Origin of the sequence: Sphingomonas sp. Leaf257, from assembly GCF_001422185.1 — a bacterium.
Classification (GTDB): domain Bacteria; phylum Pseudomonadota; class Alphaproteobacteria; order Sphingomonadales; family Sphingomonadaceae; genus Sphingomonas; species Sphingomonas yabuuchiae.
Genome location: NZ_LMMH01000034.1, coordinates 306,182 through 323,827, shown reverse-complemented (window position 1 = coordinate 323,827; position 17,646 = coordinate 306,182). Strand labels below are relative to the sequence as shown.

Here is a 17,646-nt window from a genome sequence, read left to right as displayed (position 1 = left end):
GCCGCGAAGCGGTGGTGGAGGGGCGTTTATACCAGCGTCTGCTCAGGCCGAACGGCTGCTGGTATCAGTCCTTCTCGCCGTTCTTGTCTTTGCCGTTTTCCTGCTTGGGCGTGCTGCCCTTGAGCGACAGCAGCGCCGCCGTCAGTCCGGCCGCTGCCGCCAGACTGCCCAGGATCGAGGCCACGCCCCATTTGCCGCCGACCCGGTCTAGCCCGTGCTTGCCCAAGGCAGGCGCGGGGGCTGGTTTGATGGCAGCCGGTTTGCGCGGGGGTGCCTTGCGAGGCGCCGTGCGCTTGGTCGAACGAGGCTTGGGGGGCGCCTTGGGCTTGGGCACGGGCTTGGGGGCCTCGGCCACCGCATCCTCGGTGTCCTCCAAGGTGGCCGCGTCGACCGGTTCCTCCTCGACAGGGGCGGGCTTGGGCGCCGGACGCTTGCGCGGCGTGGGCGTGCCGGCTGCCTTGGGCGTGGCGCGGCGGCGGGGCGGGCGTGGCGTTTTCGGGTCCGTGGTATCGACCATGACGAAATCCCCCATTCAAACAAAGCAGCTTCGGTTCGTCACCGTAACGCTTCCACCCGCCCCCGGTTGCTTGTCAGCGGAAGGGCGGCTCGTTGAACGCGCGCAGCTTGCGGCTGTGCAGCTTGTTGCCTTCCCGACGCAGCTGTTCGCAGGTCTCGATGCCGATCCGCATATGCTCGCTGATCGCGCGCTCGTAGAAACGGTTGGCCTGACCCGGCAGCTTCAGCTCGCCATGCAGCGGCTTGTCCGACACGCACAGCAGTGTCCCATAGGGCACGCGGAAGCGATAACCTTGCGCCGCGATCGTCGCCGACTCCATGTCGATCCCGACCGCGCGGCTGAGCGAGAAGCGTAACGCCGACTTGGAATAGCGCAGTTCCCAATTGCGGTCGTCGGTGGTGACGATCGTACCGGTGCGCAGGCGACGCTTCAGCTCGTCACCCGATTGGCCCGAGACGATCTCGGCGGCCTTGGCGAGTGCGACCTGCACCTCGGCGATGGCGGGCACCGGGATTTCGGGTGGCAGCACACCGTCCAGCACATGGTCGTCGCGCAGATAAGCATGCGCCAGCACATAGTCGCCGATCCGCTGGCTGGGGCGGAGGCCACCGCAATGGCCGATCATCAGCCACGCCTCGGGCCGCATGACCGCGAGGTGGTCGCAGATCGTCTTGGCGTTGGACGGGCCGACGCCGATATTGACGAGCGTGATGCCGGTGCCGTCCTTGGCGACCAGATGATAGGCGGGCATCTGGTGCCGCCGCCAGGCGCTGTCGGTGACGATCTTGTCGACATCCTCCGGCCGTTCGATCACGACGCCGCCCGCGCCGGACAGGGCGGTGAAGCGCGAACCCTCGCCCAGCTGCGACGCGCCCCAGCGAACGAATTCATCGACATAGCGGTGATAGTTGGTGAACAACACGAAGCGCTGGCAATGCTCGGGCGGGGTGCCGGTATAGTGGCGCAGGCGCGCAAGCGAGAAGTCGGTGCGCAACCCGTCGAACAGCGCCAGCGGCCGGTTGCCGTCGGCATTCATCCACAGGCCGTCGGCGATCTCGTCACCGATATGCGCGAGTTCGGTCGCGGGGAAGAAACGCGCCAACTCGGCCGCTGATACCGTGTCCAGGCTCAGGGCATGGCCGGGGTCGAGGACATAAGGGAAGGGGATTTCCTGGCGACCGGGCACCGCCTCGACCGAGACGTCGTAATCCTCGATCAGCAGCGTCAGTTGCTCGACCAGATAATCCTTGAACAGCGCGGGCTTGGTGACGCTGATCCGATAGTCGCCGGGCGACACCAATCGGCCGAACGACCGCATCGGGGCAGGGCGCCCGCCCTCGCCGCGATAGATCAGGCGGATTTCGGGATAGGCGAAACAACCATGCGCACGGTCTTCCAGCGTGGGCGCGGTGCCGTCACGGAGATAGAGGGTCAACGCATCCTTCAGACGCGTGACGGAGGCGGTATAGAGGCGGTCGAGTTCTTCGACGATCTGGACAGCGTGAGTCATCGTCCAGAGCTAAGCCCTGTTTACCGGGCTGGCAAGCGGGTGCGGGCGACATCGGATCGCCCACACCCGCGCCATGGGGTCAGGCCCCCAGTGCCGAATTCTCGTCGTCACCGGGCGTGCGCAGCTTCGACGCGCCGAACGCCGCACCGGCGACGGCCGCCGCGACGCCCGCCGCGATTCCGGCGGCGGCATAGGGGTGTTCCTTCACCTTGTCGCCGGCCGCCTTGGCGGCGCCCTGCGCCTTTTCGGTGAAGCTCTTTGCCTGTGCCTGCTTTTCGGGTGGGACATAGGTGGTCATGGCAAGGCTCCTCTCATTGTGCCGATCCTTCGATGGGCAAAAAACGCCGAAGCCTCCAGCACTGTTCCACCCCCGATCCGACCGGCCGTGCGACCGACCGGATCAGCAGGGCCGATCAGAGGACCGAGAGGAGATGCTCGGCCGAGCTGACCTTGAACTCGCCCGGTGCCTCGACGAACAGCTGTTCGACCACGCCGTCATCGACCAGCATCGTGTAGCGCTGGCTGCGCGTGCCCATGCCGAACTTGGACCCGTCCAGCGTCAGGCCGACCGCCTTGGCCAGATCGGCATTGCCGTCGGCCAGCATGGTGATCTCGCTGGCATTGTTGGTCTGGCGCCAGGCCTTCATGACGAACACGTCGTTGACCGAGGTGCAGGCGATCTCGTCCACGCCCTTGGCCTTCACGGCATCCGCCTGGGCGATGAAGCCGGGCAGATGCTGCGCCGAGCAGGTGGGGGTGAAGGCGCCGGGCACCGCGAACAGCGCGACGCGCTTGCCCGCAAAATAATCGGTGGTGTTGACCTGTTCGGGGCCTTCGGGCGTCACCTTGACCAGCGTGATGCTAGGCAGGCGGTCTCCGACCTTGATCGTCATCGTGCGGATCCTTCGCGGGGGATTTGCCACGGCACCATGCCGGGCCACGCGGCGTTCATGGCGCAGAGACCTTATAGATTTCAAGCATGGCGAGGTGGGGCGACGATGCCTATAGTCGATGGCGTGCATCAACTGACCTATCTTTCCGGCCAATTCCTGCTGGCCCTGCCCGGCATGGGCGATCCCCGTTTCGATCATGCCATCATCGCCGTATGCGCCCATGACGAGGGCGGGGCGCTCGGCATCGGGCTGGGCGCGACGATCGACGGCATCGGCTTCCATACGCTGCTCGACCAGTTCGAGATCGCGCATAGCGATATCCCCGACGCGCCGGTCCATTATGGCGGACCTGTCGAGCCGCGGCGCGGCTTCGTGCTGCACAGCCATGACTGGCAGGGGCAGGACAGCGTCGATGTCGGCGGCCGCTGGGTGCTGTCGAGCACGGTCGACGTGCTGCGCGCCATCGCCGAGGGCAACGGGCCGAAGCAATGGGTCGTCGCGCTGGGCTATGCCGGATGGGATGCGGGCCAGTTGGAGCAGGAGCTGCGCGAACCCGGCACCTGGTTCAACGTCGGTGGCGAGCCGGGCATCCTGTTCGACGTGCCCGCCGAGGACCGCTGGCAGGCGGCCTACGGCGCGGCCGGTGTCGATCCGCGCCAGCTGGTGACGGGCGGCGGCAGGGCCTGAACAATCCTGTTCCTCCCTTTGCAAGGGAGGAATGCAAGACGCTCAACGATATAAAGATATCTTTATATTTGATCCCTAAGGCGATCACCGCTAAGGCGGGCGCCGTGCCGATCGGCGTGCGCGCTACGTCTTGGTTGGCCCCATTTTGCACGGAGTTTCGTCGTGTCCACGACTGCCGCCACCAAGAACGATTACGTCATCAAGGACATCAGCCTGGCTGATTTCGGCCGCGCCGAGATCAAGATCGCCGAGACCGAGATGCCCGGCCTGATGGCCCTGCGCGACGAATTCGGCGCTCAACAGCCGCTCAAGGGCGCGCGTATCACCGGCTCGCTGCACATGACGATCCAGACCGCCGTGCTGATCGAGACGCTGACCGCGCTCGGCGCCGACGTCCGCTGGGCGACCTGCAACATCTACTCTACCCAGGACCATGCCGCCGCCGCGATCGCCGCGAGCGGCGTGCCCGTGTTCGCCGTCAAGGGCGAGACGCTGGCCGAATATTGGGACTATGTCGGCGACATCTTCACCTGGGACGGCGACGTCGAGGGTCAGACCGCCAACATCATCCTGGACGATGGCGGCGACGCAACCATGTTCGCGCTCTGGGGCGCCAAGCTGGAGGCCGGCCAGACCTTCGGCGAGCCGGAAAATGAGGAAGAGGTCGAGTTCCAGCGTTCGGTCAAGGCGTTCATCGCCAAGAAGCCGGGCTATCTGACCCAGACCGTCAAGAACCTGAAGGGCGTGTCGGAAGAGACGACCACCGGCGTCCATCGCCTGTACGAAATCGCCAAGAAGGGCGAGCTTCCTTTCCCGGCGATCAACGTCAACGACTCGGTCACCAAGTCGAAGTTCGACAACCTCTATGGCTGCAAGGAATCGCTGGTCGACGCGATCCGTCGCGCCACCGACGTCATGCTGGCGGGCAAGGTCGCCGCGGTCGCCGGTTTCGGCGACGTGGGCAAGGGCTCGGCCCAGTCGCTGCGCAATGGCGGCGCGCGCGTGCTCGTGACCGAGATCGACCCGATCTGCGCGCTGCAGGCGGCGATGGAAGGCTTCGAGGTCGTGACCATGGATGAGGCCGTGAAGCGCGCCGACATCTTCGTCACCGCGACCGGCAACGCCGACGTCATCACCGCCGATCACATGAAGGCGATGAAGCCCATGTCGATCGTCTGCAACATCGGCCACTTCGACAGCGAGATCCAGATCGCGGCGCTGTCGAACTACAAGTGGACCGAAGTGAAGCCCGGCACCGACCTGGTCGAGTTCCCGGACGGCAAGCAGATCATCGTGCTGGCCAAGGGCCGCCTGGTGAACCTGGGCTGCGCGACCGGCCACCCGTCCTTCGTGATGTCGGCCTCGTTCACCAACCAGACGCTCGCCCAGATCGAGCTGTGGACCAAGGGCGAGAACTACAAGAACGAAGTCTACGTCCTGCCCAAGCACCTCGACGAGAAGGTTGCTGCGCTCCACCTCGAAAAGCTGGGCGTCCAGCTGTCGAAGCTGTCGGAGAAGCAGGCGGCTTACATCGGCGTGCCGGTCGAAGGTCCGTTCAAGCCGGATCATTACCGCTACTGATCCCGTCTTCGGGCTTTGTCCGAACGAGAAGGGCCGTCCGAAAGGGCGGCCCTTTTTCTTTGACTGCGTCCCACGGCTCCGCGTCTTCGTTATGGCGTATCGCGTGCCGATCGGGCTAGAGATGGGCGGATGCAGCGTTTCGGCCCGGCCTTTCTCGGATGATTGCGATCGGTGACACCGAGGCGGTCCTGTTGGGTGCAGGCGCCTGTGCCCTGATCGTGATCGGCATGGTGCTGCTCTATCTGGGTGTCCGCGCCCGGGCGGAGGCGTCGACGGTACGGCTGGAGCGGGACCGGCTCGATGCGATGCTGCGCGCCGGTCCCGCTCAGGCGATGGTGATCCGCAGCGACGGGCGGATCGAAATGCCCCGGCGGCTGGCCGACTGGCTGGGGCTGGCCGATGTGGCGCGCTTCCTCGAGGAACTGGCCTATGAAGACGCCGGGCTTACGCCTGAGGACAAGGCGCTGCTCGCCGCCGATCTGAACGCCGCGCAGAAGACCGGACGCCGTTTCCGCCGGATCGTCCGGCCGCAGGGATCGGTGCGCACCCTGCTGTTCGACGGCGCCCGCGCGCCCGCGCATCAGGGCGCGGCCGGAGAGGTCGTCATATGGGTCTTCGACATGACCGAGACGCAGGACGAGATCGTCCGCCTCGACGGCGAGGCCCGGCGGCTTGGCGATGCGTTCCAGGCGCTCACCGGACTGATCGAGGCCGCCCCGCTGCCCATGTGGTATCGCGGCGCCGATCTGCGCCTCGCCATGGTCAACACCGCCTATGTCGAAGCGGTCGAGGGACGGGATGCCGCCGATGTCGTCGGGCGCGGCCTGGAACTGGTCGAGGGGTCGGGGCGCGGCGGTCCGCTGGCGGGCGCGGCGGCGGCGCGGGATCAGGGGCGGCCGCACGAGCAGGTCCTGCCCGCCACCATCGACGGCGCGCGCCGGGCGCTGCGCATCTTCGACGTCCCGCTGCCGACCGGCGGCATCGCGGGTTTCGCGGTCGATATCGAGGATCTGGAACAGTCGCGCGCGGGCGCCAAGCGCTTTGCCGAGGCGCAGCGCGCGATGCTCGACCGGCTGTCGGCGGCGGTCGCGCATTTCGGACCGGATCGCGGCCTCGTCTTCTGCAACCAGCCCTTTCGCCGCATGTTCGCGATGCGCGCCGAGTGGCTGGCCGACCATCCCGAATTCGACCGTATCCTGGAGCGGATGCGCGAGGCCAATCGCAGCCCCGAAGTCCGCGACTTCCCCGGCTGGAAGGCGGAGCGGGTCGGCTGGTTTCGCCAGGCGAGCGGCGGGATTGAGGAGCAATGGCATCTGCCCGGCGGCACGCATTTGCGCGTCGTGGCGCAGCCGTTGCCGGACGGCGGTCTGCTGATGATCTTCGAGGATCGGACCGAGGAGGTGCAGCTGGCCTCCGCGCGCGACACGCTGCTGCGTGTCCGTACCGCGACCTTCGACAATCTGTTCGAGGCGCTGGGCGTGTTCGCCGCTGATGGCCGGTTGCAGCTGTGGAACAACCGCTTCCGCGCACTCTGGGGTCTGGAAGAGGATTTCCTGACCAGCCATCCGCGTGTCGATGCCTTTGCCGAGCGCGTGGCGGAGCGGCTGGCGACGCCGGGACGCTCGGCGCTGATCGTCGATCTGGTCCGCTCCGCGACGATCGAGCGGCAGCAGCGCGGCGGGCGCGTCGCCTTTGCCGATGGGCGACATTTCGAGTTTGCGGGCGTGCCGCTGCCCGATGGCAATGCGCTGTTCACGCTGCTCGACATCACGGACAGCCGCCGCGCCGAACAAGCCTTGCGGGATCGCGCCGATGCGCTGGAGGCGGCGGACAAGGTCAAGACCGCCTTCGTCGCCAATATGAGCTATGAGCTGCGCACGCCTCTGACCTCGATCAGCGGCTTTGCCGAGATGCTGCATGGTGGGTTTGCCGGACCGTTGCCGGAGACGGCGACCAGCTATGTCGAGGCGATCCTCGAATCGACCGAGCGGCTGGGCCTGCTGGTCGACGATGTGCTCGACCTGACCCGCGACCAGGCGGATGGCGGCATCGCGCGCGAGGATGTCGAACTGGCCCGCGTCGCGCGGGCGGCGGCCGATACGATCCGGCCGATCGCGGGACGCCGCAAGCTCGACTTCGCGGTCGAGGTGCATCGCTCGCTCGGCCGGATCACCGGCGACCGCCGCCGGTTGCAGGAGACGATCGAGCATCTGCTGCGCCATGCGGTCGAGCAGACGCCGGAGGGCGGGCGCATCCTGCTCCACGCCGATGGTGATTCGGCGCGGGCGCGGATCGTGGTATCGGACGACGGGCAGGGCATGGACCAGGAAGCCGTCGCGCGCGCCTTCGATCGTTTTGCCGAGCCGGGCATCAAGGCGACCGGCGAGCGTGCGCTGGGCCTCGGCCTGCCGCTCGCCAAGAAATTCGTCGAGGCGCACGGTGGCACCGTTACCCTTCTGTCCGAACCGGGCGAGGGCACGCTGGTCACCGTCGAATTGCCCCGGCGCGTGCCGGAAAAGGAAAATCCATGACGATCCGGCTGGCCGATGCCGCCGCCACCGAGGAATTCGGGCGGCGACTGGCGGCGCATCTCCGTCCCGGCGATGTGGTGACGCTGACCGGTACGCTGGGGGCGGGCAAGACCAGCCTGGCGCGCGGGCTGCTCGCCGCGCTCGGCCTGCCCGGTGAGGCCCCATCCCCGAGCTTTGCCATCGTCCAGCCCTATGCCCCGCCCGAGACCATGATCCCGGTCCTGCATGTCGATCTCTACCGCCTCGACGGGCCGGAGCAGATGGAGGAACTGGGGCTGGACGAGGCGCTGTGGGACTCTGCGCTGATCGTCGAATGGCCCGACCGGGCAGGCGAGGGCGCCTGGCCGCAGGCGCTGGCGCTGACCATCGAGATGGATCCGGGCGGCGGACGTATCTTGACAGCAAAGATCCCCTCGGGCTGGGAAAACCGATGGCCGATATGACCCCTCCGGCGGATGCGCCCGCCTTTCTGACGACGCTGGGATGGGAGGGGGCGGTGATCGCCCCGCTCGCCGGAGACGCCTCGTTCCGCCGTTATTTCCGGGTGACGCAGGGGGCGCGCCGCGCCGTCCTGATGGACGCGCCACCGCCGCATGAGGACCCGCGTCCCTTCATCGCCATTGCCCGCTGGCTGGTCGGCAAGGGCTTTGCCGCGCCGACGATCCTTGGTGCGGACGAGGAACGCGGCCTCGTCCTGATCGAGGATTTCGGCGACGACCGGATGCGGGAGGCGATCGAGGCCGATCCCGATGCGACGGTGCAACTCTACAGCGATGCGGTCGACCTGCTGGCCGCGCTGCGGAACCATGCGCCCGAGGGGCTGGCGCCCTATGACACCGCCGTCCTTCACCGTGAGGCGGCGCTTTTACCCGAATGGTACACGCCCGCCCTCGGTCTGGATGTCGATGTCGAGGGTTATCGCGCGGCCTGGGACCAGGTGTTCGCCCATGCGCTGACAGACAAGCCCGTCACGGTGCTGCGCGACTATCATGTCGAGAATCTGATGCTGGTAGGGCCGAAACGGACGCTCGGCTTGCTCGACTTCCAGGATGCGCTGGCCGGGCATCCGGCCTATGACCTCGTCTCGCTGCTCCAGGATGCGCGGCGCGATGTCGAGCCCTCGATCGAAGAGGCGATGCTCAGGCGCTATCTGGCCGCGACCGGCGAAGGCGAAGCCTTCCTAAACGCCTATCACGTGCTGGGCGCACAGCGGAATGCCAAGATCGTCGGCATTTTCACCCGCCTCTGGAAGCGCGACGGCAAGCCGCGTTATGCTGCGCTGTGCCCGCGTGTCTGGGCCTATCTGGAACGCGATCTGTCGCAGCCGGTGCTGGCGCCGGTGGCCACCTGGTTCGATGACAATGTGCCGCCCGAGCTGCGCGGCGACCCGAAGGTACTGTCCCGATGACTCGGCAACTCTCGCTTCGTCCCATGCCTTCGGGCCGGGTGCCGCGCACCGCGATGGTGATGGCGGCGGGGTTGGGCAAGCGGATGCGTCCGCTGACCGCCACGCGCCCCAAGCCGCTGGTGTCGGTGGCGGGCAAGCCGCTGATCGACCATGTCTTCGACCGGCTGGTCGCGGCGGGGATCGAGCGCGCGGTGGTCAATGTCCACTATCTCGCCGACCAGCTGGAAGCGCATCTGAAGGATCGCTTTCCGGGGATCGAAGTCATCATCTCGGACGAGCGTGAGCAGTTGCTCGAAACCGGCGGCGGGCTGGTCAAGGCCAAGCCCCTGCTGGGCGACGATCCGATCCTGGTCGTCAACAGCGACAATCTGTGGATCGACGGCCCGGTCGACGCGATCCGCCTGCTCGCCTCGCGCTGGGACGAGGCGACGATGGACGCGCTCCTCCTGATGGTGCCGCTGGCGCGGGCGCACAATCATAACGGGCAGGGCGACTTTTACCTTGGCGCCGATGGCCGGATCACCGCGCGGCGGCAGCGCGGCCGGGTCGCCCCTTTTTCCTATACCGGGCTTCAGATCCTGCACCCGCGCCTGATCGCCGACCCGCCCGAGGGGCCCTTCTCGACCAACCTGTTCTGGAACCGCGCGATCGAGGCGGGTCGCGCTTTCGGGCAGGTGCATCAGGGGCTGTGGTTCGATGTCGGCACCCCGCGCGCCATCCCGCAGACGGAGCTGATCCTCGCGGATGGGTGAGCCACGCCGCCCGAGGCTGCACACCATTCCGGCGCATCGTGGTTTTGCCGATGCACTGGTCGCCGGGCTGATGCGGCGCAGCGGTGGCGATCCGCTGACACTGGCGCAGGGTATGATCCTGCTGCCGACCAATCGCGGCGTCCGCGCGGTGACCGAGGCGTTCGTCCGCGCGAGCGGCGGCGGCCTGATCCTGCCGCGCATGGTCGCGCTGGGCGATCCCGAACTGGGCGAGGCGGCGGGCTCCGCGCTCGACCCCGCCGATGCCGAAGCACCCCCGCCGCCCGCCATCGCGCCCTCCGCGCGACGCATGATCCTGGCGCGGCTGGTCGAGCAGGAGCGGCAACGTGCGGGCCAGCCAGTGACGGCGGCCGAAGCCGTTCGGCTGGCGGGCGATCTGGCCCGTACGCTGGACCAGATGCTGGTCGAGGAGGTCGACCCGGCCGAACTCGCCGCGCTCGACCTGGGCCCCGAGCTGACCGAGCATTGGCAGTCGGCGCTGGCGACCTTTTCGGTCGTGCTCGACCGCTGGCCCGCCGTGCTGGAGCGGATGGGGCGGATCGATGCGGCGAAGCGCCGCACCCTGCTGCTCGACCGGACGGCCAAGCGCTGGGCGCAGGCGCAGCCCGCCGGGTTCGTGTGTGCGGCGGGTGTCACCGATACCGCGCCTGCGGTCGCGCGGCTGCTGCGCTGCGTGTCGGAGATGCCGGGCGGCTCGGTGGTGTTCGCCGGGCTGGATCTGACCATGCCCGACGCGGAATGGGATGCGTTGGGGCCCCATAAGCCCGACCCCGAGACGGGCCGCACCCGCCGCTCGATCGAGACGCACCCGCAATACGCGCTGAAACTCCTGCTGGACCGGATGGGCGTCGGGCGTGGCGAGGTGACGGTGTGGCGTGGCGGTGGTGATTATGACGCGGGGGCCGCGCGAGGCCGTGCCATCGCCAATGCCATGGCCCCGGCCGACTTCACCGGCAAATGGACCGACCTGCCCGCCGAGGACCGGCGGCTGTCGGGTGTGTCCACCATCGAACTCGCCACCCCCGCCGAAGAGGCACAGGCCATCGCGCTGGCACTGCGCGAGGCGGTCGAGGAGCCGGGCCGTACCGCCGCGCTCGTCACCCCCGACCGCGCGCTGGCGCGGCGCGTGGCGGCGCATTGTCGGCGCTGGAACATCCTGATCGACGATACGGCAGGGCGGCCCTTGTCGATCCTGTTGCCGGGCACCTTCCTGCTTCAACTGGCCGAAGCGGCGGCGCAGCATTTCGCACCGTTGCCGCTGCTCGCTTTGCTCAAGCACCCGCTGATCCGGGGCGAGATGGAGCGGGTGGAATGGCTCGACGGCGTCCGTGCGCTCGACCGGGCGCTCAGGGGGCCGCGTCCGGCGCCGGGGCTCGACGGCATCGCCGCGCATGTCGCCGACAAGCCCACGGCTTCCGCCTTCTGGACCAAGGCCGCGCCGATGCTGGAGGCGGTGGGTCGAACCTTCGGCGATGGGCCGCAGGGGTTGCGCAGCCTGCTCGCCTGTCTGCGCGAATGCGGGCAGACCCTGTGCGGCGATGCGCTATGGACCGGCCCCGCCGGTCGCGCGGCGGCGGAGTTCCTGGCGGGTTACGAGGAAGAGGCCGATCACGGCCCCGCGCGGGTCGATCCCGCCGAGCTGCCCGCGCTGCTTCGCAGCCTGTTCGACGAGATCGCGATCCGCGCCATCCCGCGCGAAGGCCAGCATCCCCGCCTGGCCATCTATGGTCCGATCGAGGCACGTCTTCAGACGGCCGACCTGATGATCGCGGGCGGCCTGAACGAGGGTGTCTGGCCGGGGCGGCCTGCGCCGGACCCGTGGCTGGCGCCGCGTATCCGCTCGCTGTTGGGGCTGGTCGGGCTGGAGCAGCGGATCGGCATCGCCGCGCATGATCTGGCACAGGCGATGGGGGCTCCCCGCGCGATCCTGACCCGCGCGCGCCGCGATGCGAGCGGGCCGACTTTGGCCTCGCGCTTCTGGTTGCGGCTTCAGGCCATGGCGGGCGAGCGGTTCGAGGCGCATCCTTCGCTGGCGCGCTGGGCGGTCGAGCTCGACCGACCGGACGATTACGCGCCCGTCGACCGGCCCGCGCCCAAGCCGCCCGCTGCGCTCCGGCCCACCACGATCTCGGTGACCGAGGTCGACCGGCTCAAGGCCGACCCTTACGCCTTCTATGCGCGCCGGGTGCTGCGCCTGTCACCGCTCGACCCGGTCGATGCCGATCCCAGCGCGGCGTGGCGCGGGACCGCCGTCCACGACATTCTGGAGATGTGGTGGAGGGAGGACGCTTGCGATGTTGAGGCGCTGCGTCCCCTTGCGCTGGCGATGCTGCGCGACCAGCGGACCCATCCGATGATGCGCGCGCTGTGGCAGCCCCGGTTGATCGAGGCGATCGACTGGATCGCCGCCGAGGTCGCCGCCAAGGCGGGCGAGGGCCGCCATGTCCTGAGCGCCGAGGGCAAGGGCGAGGCCAAGCTGGCGGGCGTGACGCTGACCGGCCGGTTCGACCGGATCGACAAGGCGGCGGACGGGTCGCTGGTGGTGATCGACTATAAGACCGGCAAGCCACCCTCCACGACGGCAGTGCGCGAAGGGTTCAGCCTGCAACTCGGCCTGCTCGGCCTGATCGCCGAGCGGGGCGGGTTCGAGAATGTGTCCGGCAAGGCGGGCGGATTCGAATATTGGTCGCTGGGGCGCGGGCGCGAGGGGCTGGGCTATATCGCCACCCCGGTCGACCCTGATGGTAAACGCGAACGCATTCGGACCGACGAGTTCGTGTCCATCGCAGCGGCGAACTTCGCCGAGGCGGCGGGGCAGTGGTTGACCGGCGATGCGCCGTTTACCGCGAAACTGGTGCCCGAATATGCGCCCTATGCGGAATATGACCAGCTGATGCGGCGGGATGAATGGTATGGCCGTGATCGGTAAATCCTGGGCTGTGTTAGCACGTAACGGCGTGGCCTTCGACTTCGCTCAGGCCGAACGGAGCGGGGGCTTGGGTCCTACCTCCGTTCACGCTGAGCGAAGTCGAAGCGCACGGGACTCTCGCGGCCCGGAGCATGCCGCATGAGCGCCCGGCCCATGGCCAACCTCCCCCCGCTCAAGGGCGACCAGGCCGCCGCGAGCGACCCCGCCGCGCATGTCTGGCTGTCCGCTTCGGCGGGCACCGGCAAGACGCAGGTGCTTGCCGCCCGCGTGTTCCGCCTGCTGCTGCGCGGCGTCGCGCCCGAGGCGATATTGTGCCTGACCTTCACCAAGGCCGGGGCCGCCGAAATGGCGCAGCGGATCAACGGGCGCCTCGCCGCCTGGGTGCGGATGCCCGAGACCGAGCTGTTCCTCGACCTGAAGGCGCTGGGCGAAACGCCGACGCCGGACCTGCGCGACCGCGCGCGGACCCTGTTCGCCCGCGTGCTCGACGCGCCGGGTGGGGGTCTGCGCATCCAGACCATCCATGGTTTTTGCCAGGGGCTGCTCGCAGCCTTCCCGGTCGAGGCCGGGCTTGCGCCGGGCTTCCGCCCGCTGGAAGCGCGCGAGGAAGCCGTGCTGGCGCGTGAGGCCTTGGCGCGGATGCTCGAAACCGCCGAGCGCGAGGGCCGTGTCGGCCCGGTCGAGACGGTCGGCGCGCTGTCGCTGCGGCTGGGCGAGGGCGGAGCGGAGGCTTTCCTTGCCGCCTGCGCCCGCGCGCCGGGTGCGCTGGAGGCGCTGCCCACCGGCATCCAGCCCTGGCTCCGCCGTGCGCTCGATCTGCCGTCGGGGGATATCGACGAGGCGATTGCCGAGGGTGTCGAGGAAATCGACGAGGACGCGGTCGTCCGTCTGGCGGGGGCGAACCGCGCCTGGGGCACCGCGACCGGCGACAAGGCGGCAACGACGCTGGAGCGCTGGATCGGCAGCGACCGGGCGGGGCGGGTGGCGCTGCTCGACGAATTGATGGGCACGGTCTTCACCGCCAAGGGCGACCCGCGCAAGGCGTCGAAGAAACTGACCGACGCCGATCCCGATTATGAGGACATGGCGCGCGAACTGGGTGAGACCTGCCGCCATCTGCTCAGCCTGGCGGCGCGGGCGAGCCATGCCGATCTGCTCGCCGACGCGCTGAGCGTGGGGCGTGACTATGCGCGTGCCTATACCTTGTCGAAGCGCGCCATCGGGGCGGTCGATTTCGACGACCTGATCCGCACCACCGTCGAGCTGCTGGAGCGGCCCGGCATCGGTGAATGGGTCCGCTACAAGCTCGACCAGGTGACCGAGCATGTCCTGATCGACGAGGCGCAGGACACCAACGCGCATCAGTGGCGGATCGTCCGCGCGCTGGCCGACGAATTCTTCGTCGGGCGCGGCCTCTATGCGCCGTCCACGCGAACGCTGTTCACCGTGGGCGATCACAAACAGGCGATCTTCGGTTTCCAGGGCACCGACCCGATCAACTTCCAGGCGGCCGAGCTGCATTTCTCGCGCCGCGCGGACGAGGTGGCGGGCGATGACGAATGGCCGCCCGAGGAACGCGGCCTGCCGTTCAACCAGTTGTCGCTGACTCACAGTTTCCGTTCGACCACGCCGATCTTGGAGTTCGTCGACGCCGCCATTGAGGCGCTGGGCGAGCCGGGCATGGGCATGGCGGGCGAAGTGGAGCGCCATGCCAGCGAGGTGAAGGGTCCCGGCCGCGTCACGCTCTGGCCGCCGGTCGTGGCGGGCGGTAGCGACGAGGACGAGGAAGGCTGGATCGACGATGCGGTGCGCAAAGTGGCGACCGATATCGCGCGCGCCGTCCGTCGCTGGCTGGACGACGGTGTCATGCTGGAGAGCAAGGGACGCCGTCTGGAGCCGCAGGACATCATGATCCTGGTCAAGCGGCGCGGCGACCTCGCCTCGTTGATCGTCGCGCGGCTTTATGCCGAGGGAGTGCCGGTGGCGGGTGTCGACCGTCTGCGGCTGAACGCGCCGCTGGCGGTACAGGATCTGCTGGCGACGGTGCGGTTCGCGCTTCAGCCTGAGGACGACCTGTCGCTGGCGTCGCTGCTGGTGTCGCCGCTGATCGGCTGGTCGCAGGATCGGTTGATGGCGGCCGGGCACCGGGCGCGGGGATCGCTCTGGGCGCATCTGACGCGGACCTTGCCCGCCGAGGATCTGGCCCCGCTCCGCCAGATGCTGGCACGTGCCGATGTGTCGACGCCCTACCAGTTTCTAGAGGAATTGCTGTCCGGGCCGCTCGACGGGCGGCGCAAGCTGATCCGGCGGCTGGGGACCGAGGCGCGCGATCCGATCGAGGAACTGCTCAACGCCGCGCTGACCTTCGAGAGCACGACGACGCCCTCGCTCCAGCGGTTCCTCGACTGGTTCGATCGCGGCGATGTCGAGATCGTGCGCGATCCCTCCGCGCCGCTCGACGCCGTGCGGGTGATGACCGCGCATGGCTCCAAGGGGTTGCAGGCGCCGCTCGTCATCCTGGCCGACGCGACCGCCGATCCGACCGCAAGCCCCCGCTCGATCCTGCGCTGGACGCCAGAGCCGGGGGCATTGCCGATCCCGGTCTTCCCGCCGCGCGCCGAGGAACGGGGCGGGCCGCTGGATGCCGTCGCCGCCGAGATTGCCGCGCGTGAGCTGGCCGAGCATTGGCGGCTCTTCTACGTCGCGGCGACGCGGGCGGAGGAGCAATTGGTGGTCGCCGGGGCGCTGGGCAAGCGGGCGGCGGGCGTACCGCCGATGCACAGCTGGTACGCGACTTGCGCCCGCGCGATGACTGCGCTGGGTGTGCCCGAGGTCGAGCCGGGCGACGGCCAGTCACGCCAGTTCCTCGGCACCCTGCCACAGCCGCCGGTCGCGGCCCGCCCCGGCACCGTGGTCGTGGCGGCGGCGCGCGACGAGACGCGGCTGCCCGACTGGGTTCATGCGCCCGCGCCGCAGGAGTCGCGGCCGCCGCGCCCGCTCGCACCGTCGCAGCTGGGCGAGGACATGGTCGCCGATCCACCCCCCACGCCCGCCATGCGCGCCGCCGCCGAGCGGGGGCGGTTGATCCACTGTCTGCTCGAACGTCTGCCGCCAGTGGCACCGGAGCAGCGGCGCGGGGCGGCCGAGCGCTGGCTTTCCCAGGCGGCGGGGGTCGAGGATCCGGCCATGCGCGCGGACGTGACGGGGGCGGTCTTCGCGATCCTCGACGATCCGGCCTATGCGCCGCTGTTCGGCCCCGGTTCGCTGGCCGAAGCGCCGATCGCGGCGACGCTGGCCAATGGTCTTGTCGTGTCGGGTCGGGTCGACCGGCTGCTGGTCGATGCCGACGAGATACGCCTGATCGATTATAAGACCGGGCGGCGCGCGCCCGGCGGGATCGACGATGTGCCCGCATTCCATCTGGCGCAGATGGCGGGTTATGCCGCCGCGCTGGAGGTGATCTTTCCGGGTCGGCGGGTGTCAGTGGCGCTGCTCTACACGGCGGGGCCTCGCCTGATCACCGTGCCCGATGCGCTGCTGGCCGCGCACAAGCCCGGCTATCGCGACCGGGAGCAAAGCTTGGCGCTCGGTGGTTGAGCGACCGACGCGCGCGTCCTAGATGGATGACAATCCAAGGAGTATTGAGACTATGGCAACCAAGCAGATCACCGACGCCAGCTTCGAAGCGGACGTCCTGAACTCCGACAAGCCGGTGCTGGTCGATTTCTGGGCCGAATGGTGCGGACCGTGCAAGATGATCGGCCCGTCGCTGGAAGAGCTGTCGGAAGAACTGGGCGAGCAGGTGACGATCGCCAAGCTGAACATCGACGACAATCCCGACGCGCCGGGCCGTTACGGCGTGCGCGGCATCCCGACGATGATCCTGTTCAAGGGCGGTGCCGCCGCCGCGACCAAGGTCGGCGCCGAGCCCAAGGGCCGGATCAAGGCCTGGCTGGAAGGCGCGCTGTAAGGTTTAGACGGTTTTGGGGAGGTCTCGGTGAGACACCTTTCCCTCCCCTCGATCCCCTCCCGCCTGCGGGAGGGGAGGAAGAAGGAGCGGTGATTGATCCGACCCTATGCCGCTTGGCACGCCCCTCCCGCAAGCGGGAGGGGATGGGGGAGGGCAGGAGGTTTCACCGAGACTAGCGCTCGCGGCACTCCCCCCCAAACCCCTCCCGCCTGCGGGAGGGGCTTTTTATTGGGCTCAACTCAGCGGGATCATCACCACGTCGCGGAACGGCGGACGCGCCTGCAACGCCGCATACCAGCGCTCCAAATTTGGCCGCGAAGGCCGCTCGACCGGCAGTTGGAACCACGTATTCGCATAGGCCGCGACCGGAATATCCCCGATCCCGAACGAGACACCCGACAGCCATTCCTGCCGCGTCAGCACATCGTCGAGGATCGCGGACAGCCCCGCCGCCCGTGCCACGCTCCGCTCGATCAGCGTGGTGTCGCGCGCTTCGGGGGCCGTGCGTACCATCTGGAAAAAGATCGGTCGGATCGCATCGGCCCAGGTAAAGCCCCAGTCCATCCACCGCTCGATCGAGGCTCGGGCCTGCGGATCGACGGGATAGAAAGCCTCGCCACCCCGCGTCGCCGCCAGATAGCGCAGGATGCTGTTCGACTCCCACAGCACGAAGCCGTCATCCTCGATCGTCGGAATCAGCGCGTTGGGATTGAGCGTGCGGTACGCCTCATCCATGCCGAACGGGCCACCTACATCGCGCCGGTCATAGGCCAGCCCCATCTCCTCGGCCAGCCAGACGACCTTCTTGACGTTGTGCGAGTTTATCCGGCCCCAGATGGTCAGCATCGGC

Annotated in this window: 14 protein-coding genes; 9 read left to right on the top strand and 5 right to left on the bottom strand. The window is 68.5% G+C overall.

Going from position 1 to position 17,646, the window contains the following annotated elements; all coding sequences use genetic code 11:
• Positions 1 to 64: 64 nt before the first annotated feature.
• From ASF14_RS17355 to ASF14_RS17340, 4 genes are all read right to left on the bottom strand, one after another.
• Positions 65 to 517 (bottom strand): hypothetical protein, encoded by a 453-nt coding sequence (locus tag ASF14_RS17355; protein WP_156361284.1) that lies wholly within the window; start codon positions 515 to 517, stop codon positions 65 to 67.
• A 73-nt stretch (positions 518 to 590) separates the two neighbouring features.
• Positions 591 to 2,027 (bottom strand): AMP nucleosidase, encoded by a 1,437-nt coding sequence (locus ASF14_RS17350; protein ID WP_056437964.1) that lies wholly within the window; start codon positions 2,025 to 2,027, stop codon positions 591 to 593.
• A gap of 79 nt (positions 2,028 to 2,106) precedes the next feature.
• The gene (locus ASF14_RS17345; RefSeq protein ID WP_056437961.1) at positions 2,107 to 2,325 is read right to left on the bottom strand and encodes a hypothetical protein; all 219 of its coding nucleotides are present in this window, start codon (positions 2,323 to 2,325) and stop codon (positions 2,107 to 2,109) included.
• A gap of 115 nt (positions 2,326 to 2,440) precedes the next feature.
• The gene (locus tag ASF14_RS17340; RefSeq protein WP_056437958.1) at positions 2,441 to 2,920 is read right to left on the bottom strand and encodes a peroxiredoxin; all 480 of its coding nucleotides are present in this window, start codon (positions 2,918 to 2,920) and stop codon (positions 2,441 to 2,443) included.
• A 105-nt stretch (positions 2,921 to 3,025) separates the two neighbouring features.
• Between ASF14_RS17340 and ASF14_RS17335 the strand changes: the two genes are divergently transcribed.
• The 9 genes from ASF14_RS17335 (at position 3,026) to trxA (ending at position 16,796) form a co-directional block, all read left to right on the top strand.
• Positions 3,026 to 3,607, top strand: coding sequence for a YqgE/AlgH family protein (locus ASF14_RS17335; RefSeq protein ID WP_056437954.1), 582 nt, complete (start codon positions 3,026 to 3,028; stop codon positions 3,605 to 3,607).
• Positions 3,608 to 3,769: 162 nt separating this feature from the next.
• Positions 3,770 to 5,188 (top strand): adenosylhomocysteinase, encoded by a 1,419-nt coding sequence (ahcY, locus tag ASF14_RS17330; RefSeq protein ID WP_056437950.1) that lies wholly within the window; start codon positions 3,770 to 3,772, stop codon positions 5,186 to 5,188.
• Between the two features lie 158 nt (positions 5,189 to 5,346).
• Positions 5,347 to 7,719 (top strand): sensor histidine kinase, encoded by a 2,373-nt coding sequence (locus ASF14_RS17325; protein ID WP_056437947.1) that lies wholly within the window; start codon positions 5,347 to 5,349, stop codon positions 7,717 to 7,719.
• Positions 7,716 to 8,162, top strand: coding sequence for a tRNA (adenosine(37)-N6)-threonylcarbamoyltransferase complex ATPase subunit type 1 TsaE (gene tsaE, locus ASF14_RS17320; protein WP_056437944.1), 447 nt, complete (start codon positions 7,716 to 7,718; stop codon positions 8,160 to 8,162). Before ASF14_RS17325 ends, tsaE begins: the two co-directional genes overlap by 4 nt.
• Positions 8,159 to 9,127 (top strand): aminoglycoside phosphotransferase family protein, encoded by a 969-nt coding sequence (locus tag ASF14_RS17315; protein WP_056438437.1) that lies wholly within the window; start codon positions 8,159 to 8,161, stop codon positions 9,125 to 9,127. Before tsaE ends, ASF14_RS17315 begins: the two co-directional genes overlap by 4 nt.
• A complete protein-coding gene (locus ASF14_RS17310) occupies positions 9,124 to 9,879 on the top strand; it encodes a nucleotidyltransferase family protein (RefSeq protein WP_056437941.1) in 756 nt (251 codons plus the stop codon). Before ASF14_RS17315 ends, ASF14_RS17310 begins: the two co-directional genes overlap by 4 nt.
• Positions 9,872 to 12,826, top strand: coding sequence for a PD-(D/E)XK nuclease family protein (locus ASF14_RS17305; protein WP_056437939.1), 2,955 nt, complete (start codon positions 9,872 to 9,874; stop codon positions 12,824 to 12,826). The genes ASF14_RS17310 and ASF14_RS17305 overlap by 8 nt, the downstream gene beginning before the upstream one ends.
• A 138-nt stretch (positions 12,827 to 12,964) precedes the next feature.
• Positions 12,965 to 16,423 carry a double-strand break repair helicase AddA gene (gene addA, locus ASF14_RS17300; protein WP_056437936.1) on the top strand — a complete coding sequence of 1,153 codons (3,459 nt, stop codon included), beginning with the start codon at positions 12,965 to 12,967 and terminating at the stop codon, positions 16,421 to 16,423.
• Positions 16,424 to 16,475: 52 nt separating this feature from the next.
• Positions 16,476 to 16,796, top strand: coding sequence for a thioredoxin (gene trxA / locus ASF14_RS17295; RefSeq protein WP_007404159.1), 321 nt, complete (start codon positions 16,476 to 16,478; stop codon positions 16,794 to 16,796).
• 234 nt (positions 16,797 to 17,030) lie between these two features.
• On the opposite strand, the gene ASF14_RS17290 is transcribed toward trxA, so the two are convergent.
• Positions 17,031 to 17,642, bottom strand: a complete 612-nt coding sequence (locus tag ASF14_RS17290; RefSeq protein WP_056437934.1) for a glutathione S-transferase family protein — start codon at positions 17,640 to 17,642, stop codon at positions 17,031 to 17,033.
• Between the last annotated feature and the right edge of the window lie 4 nt (positions 17,643 to 17,646).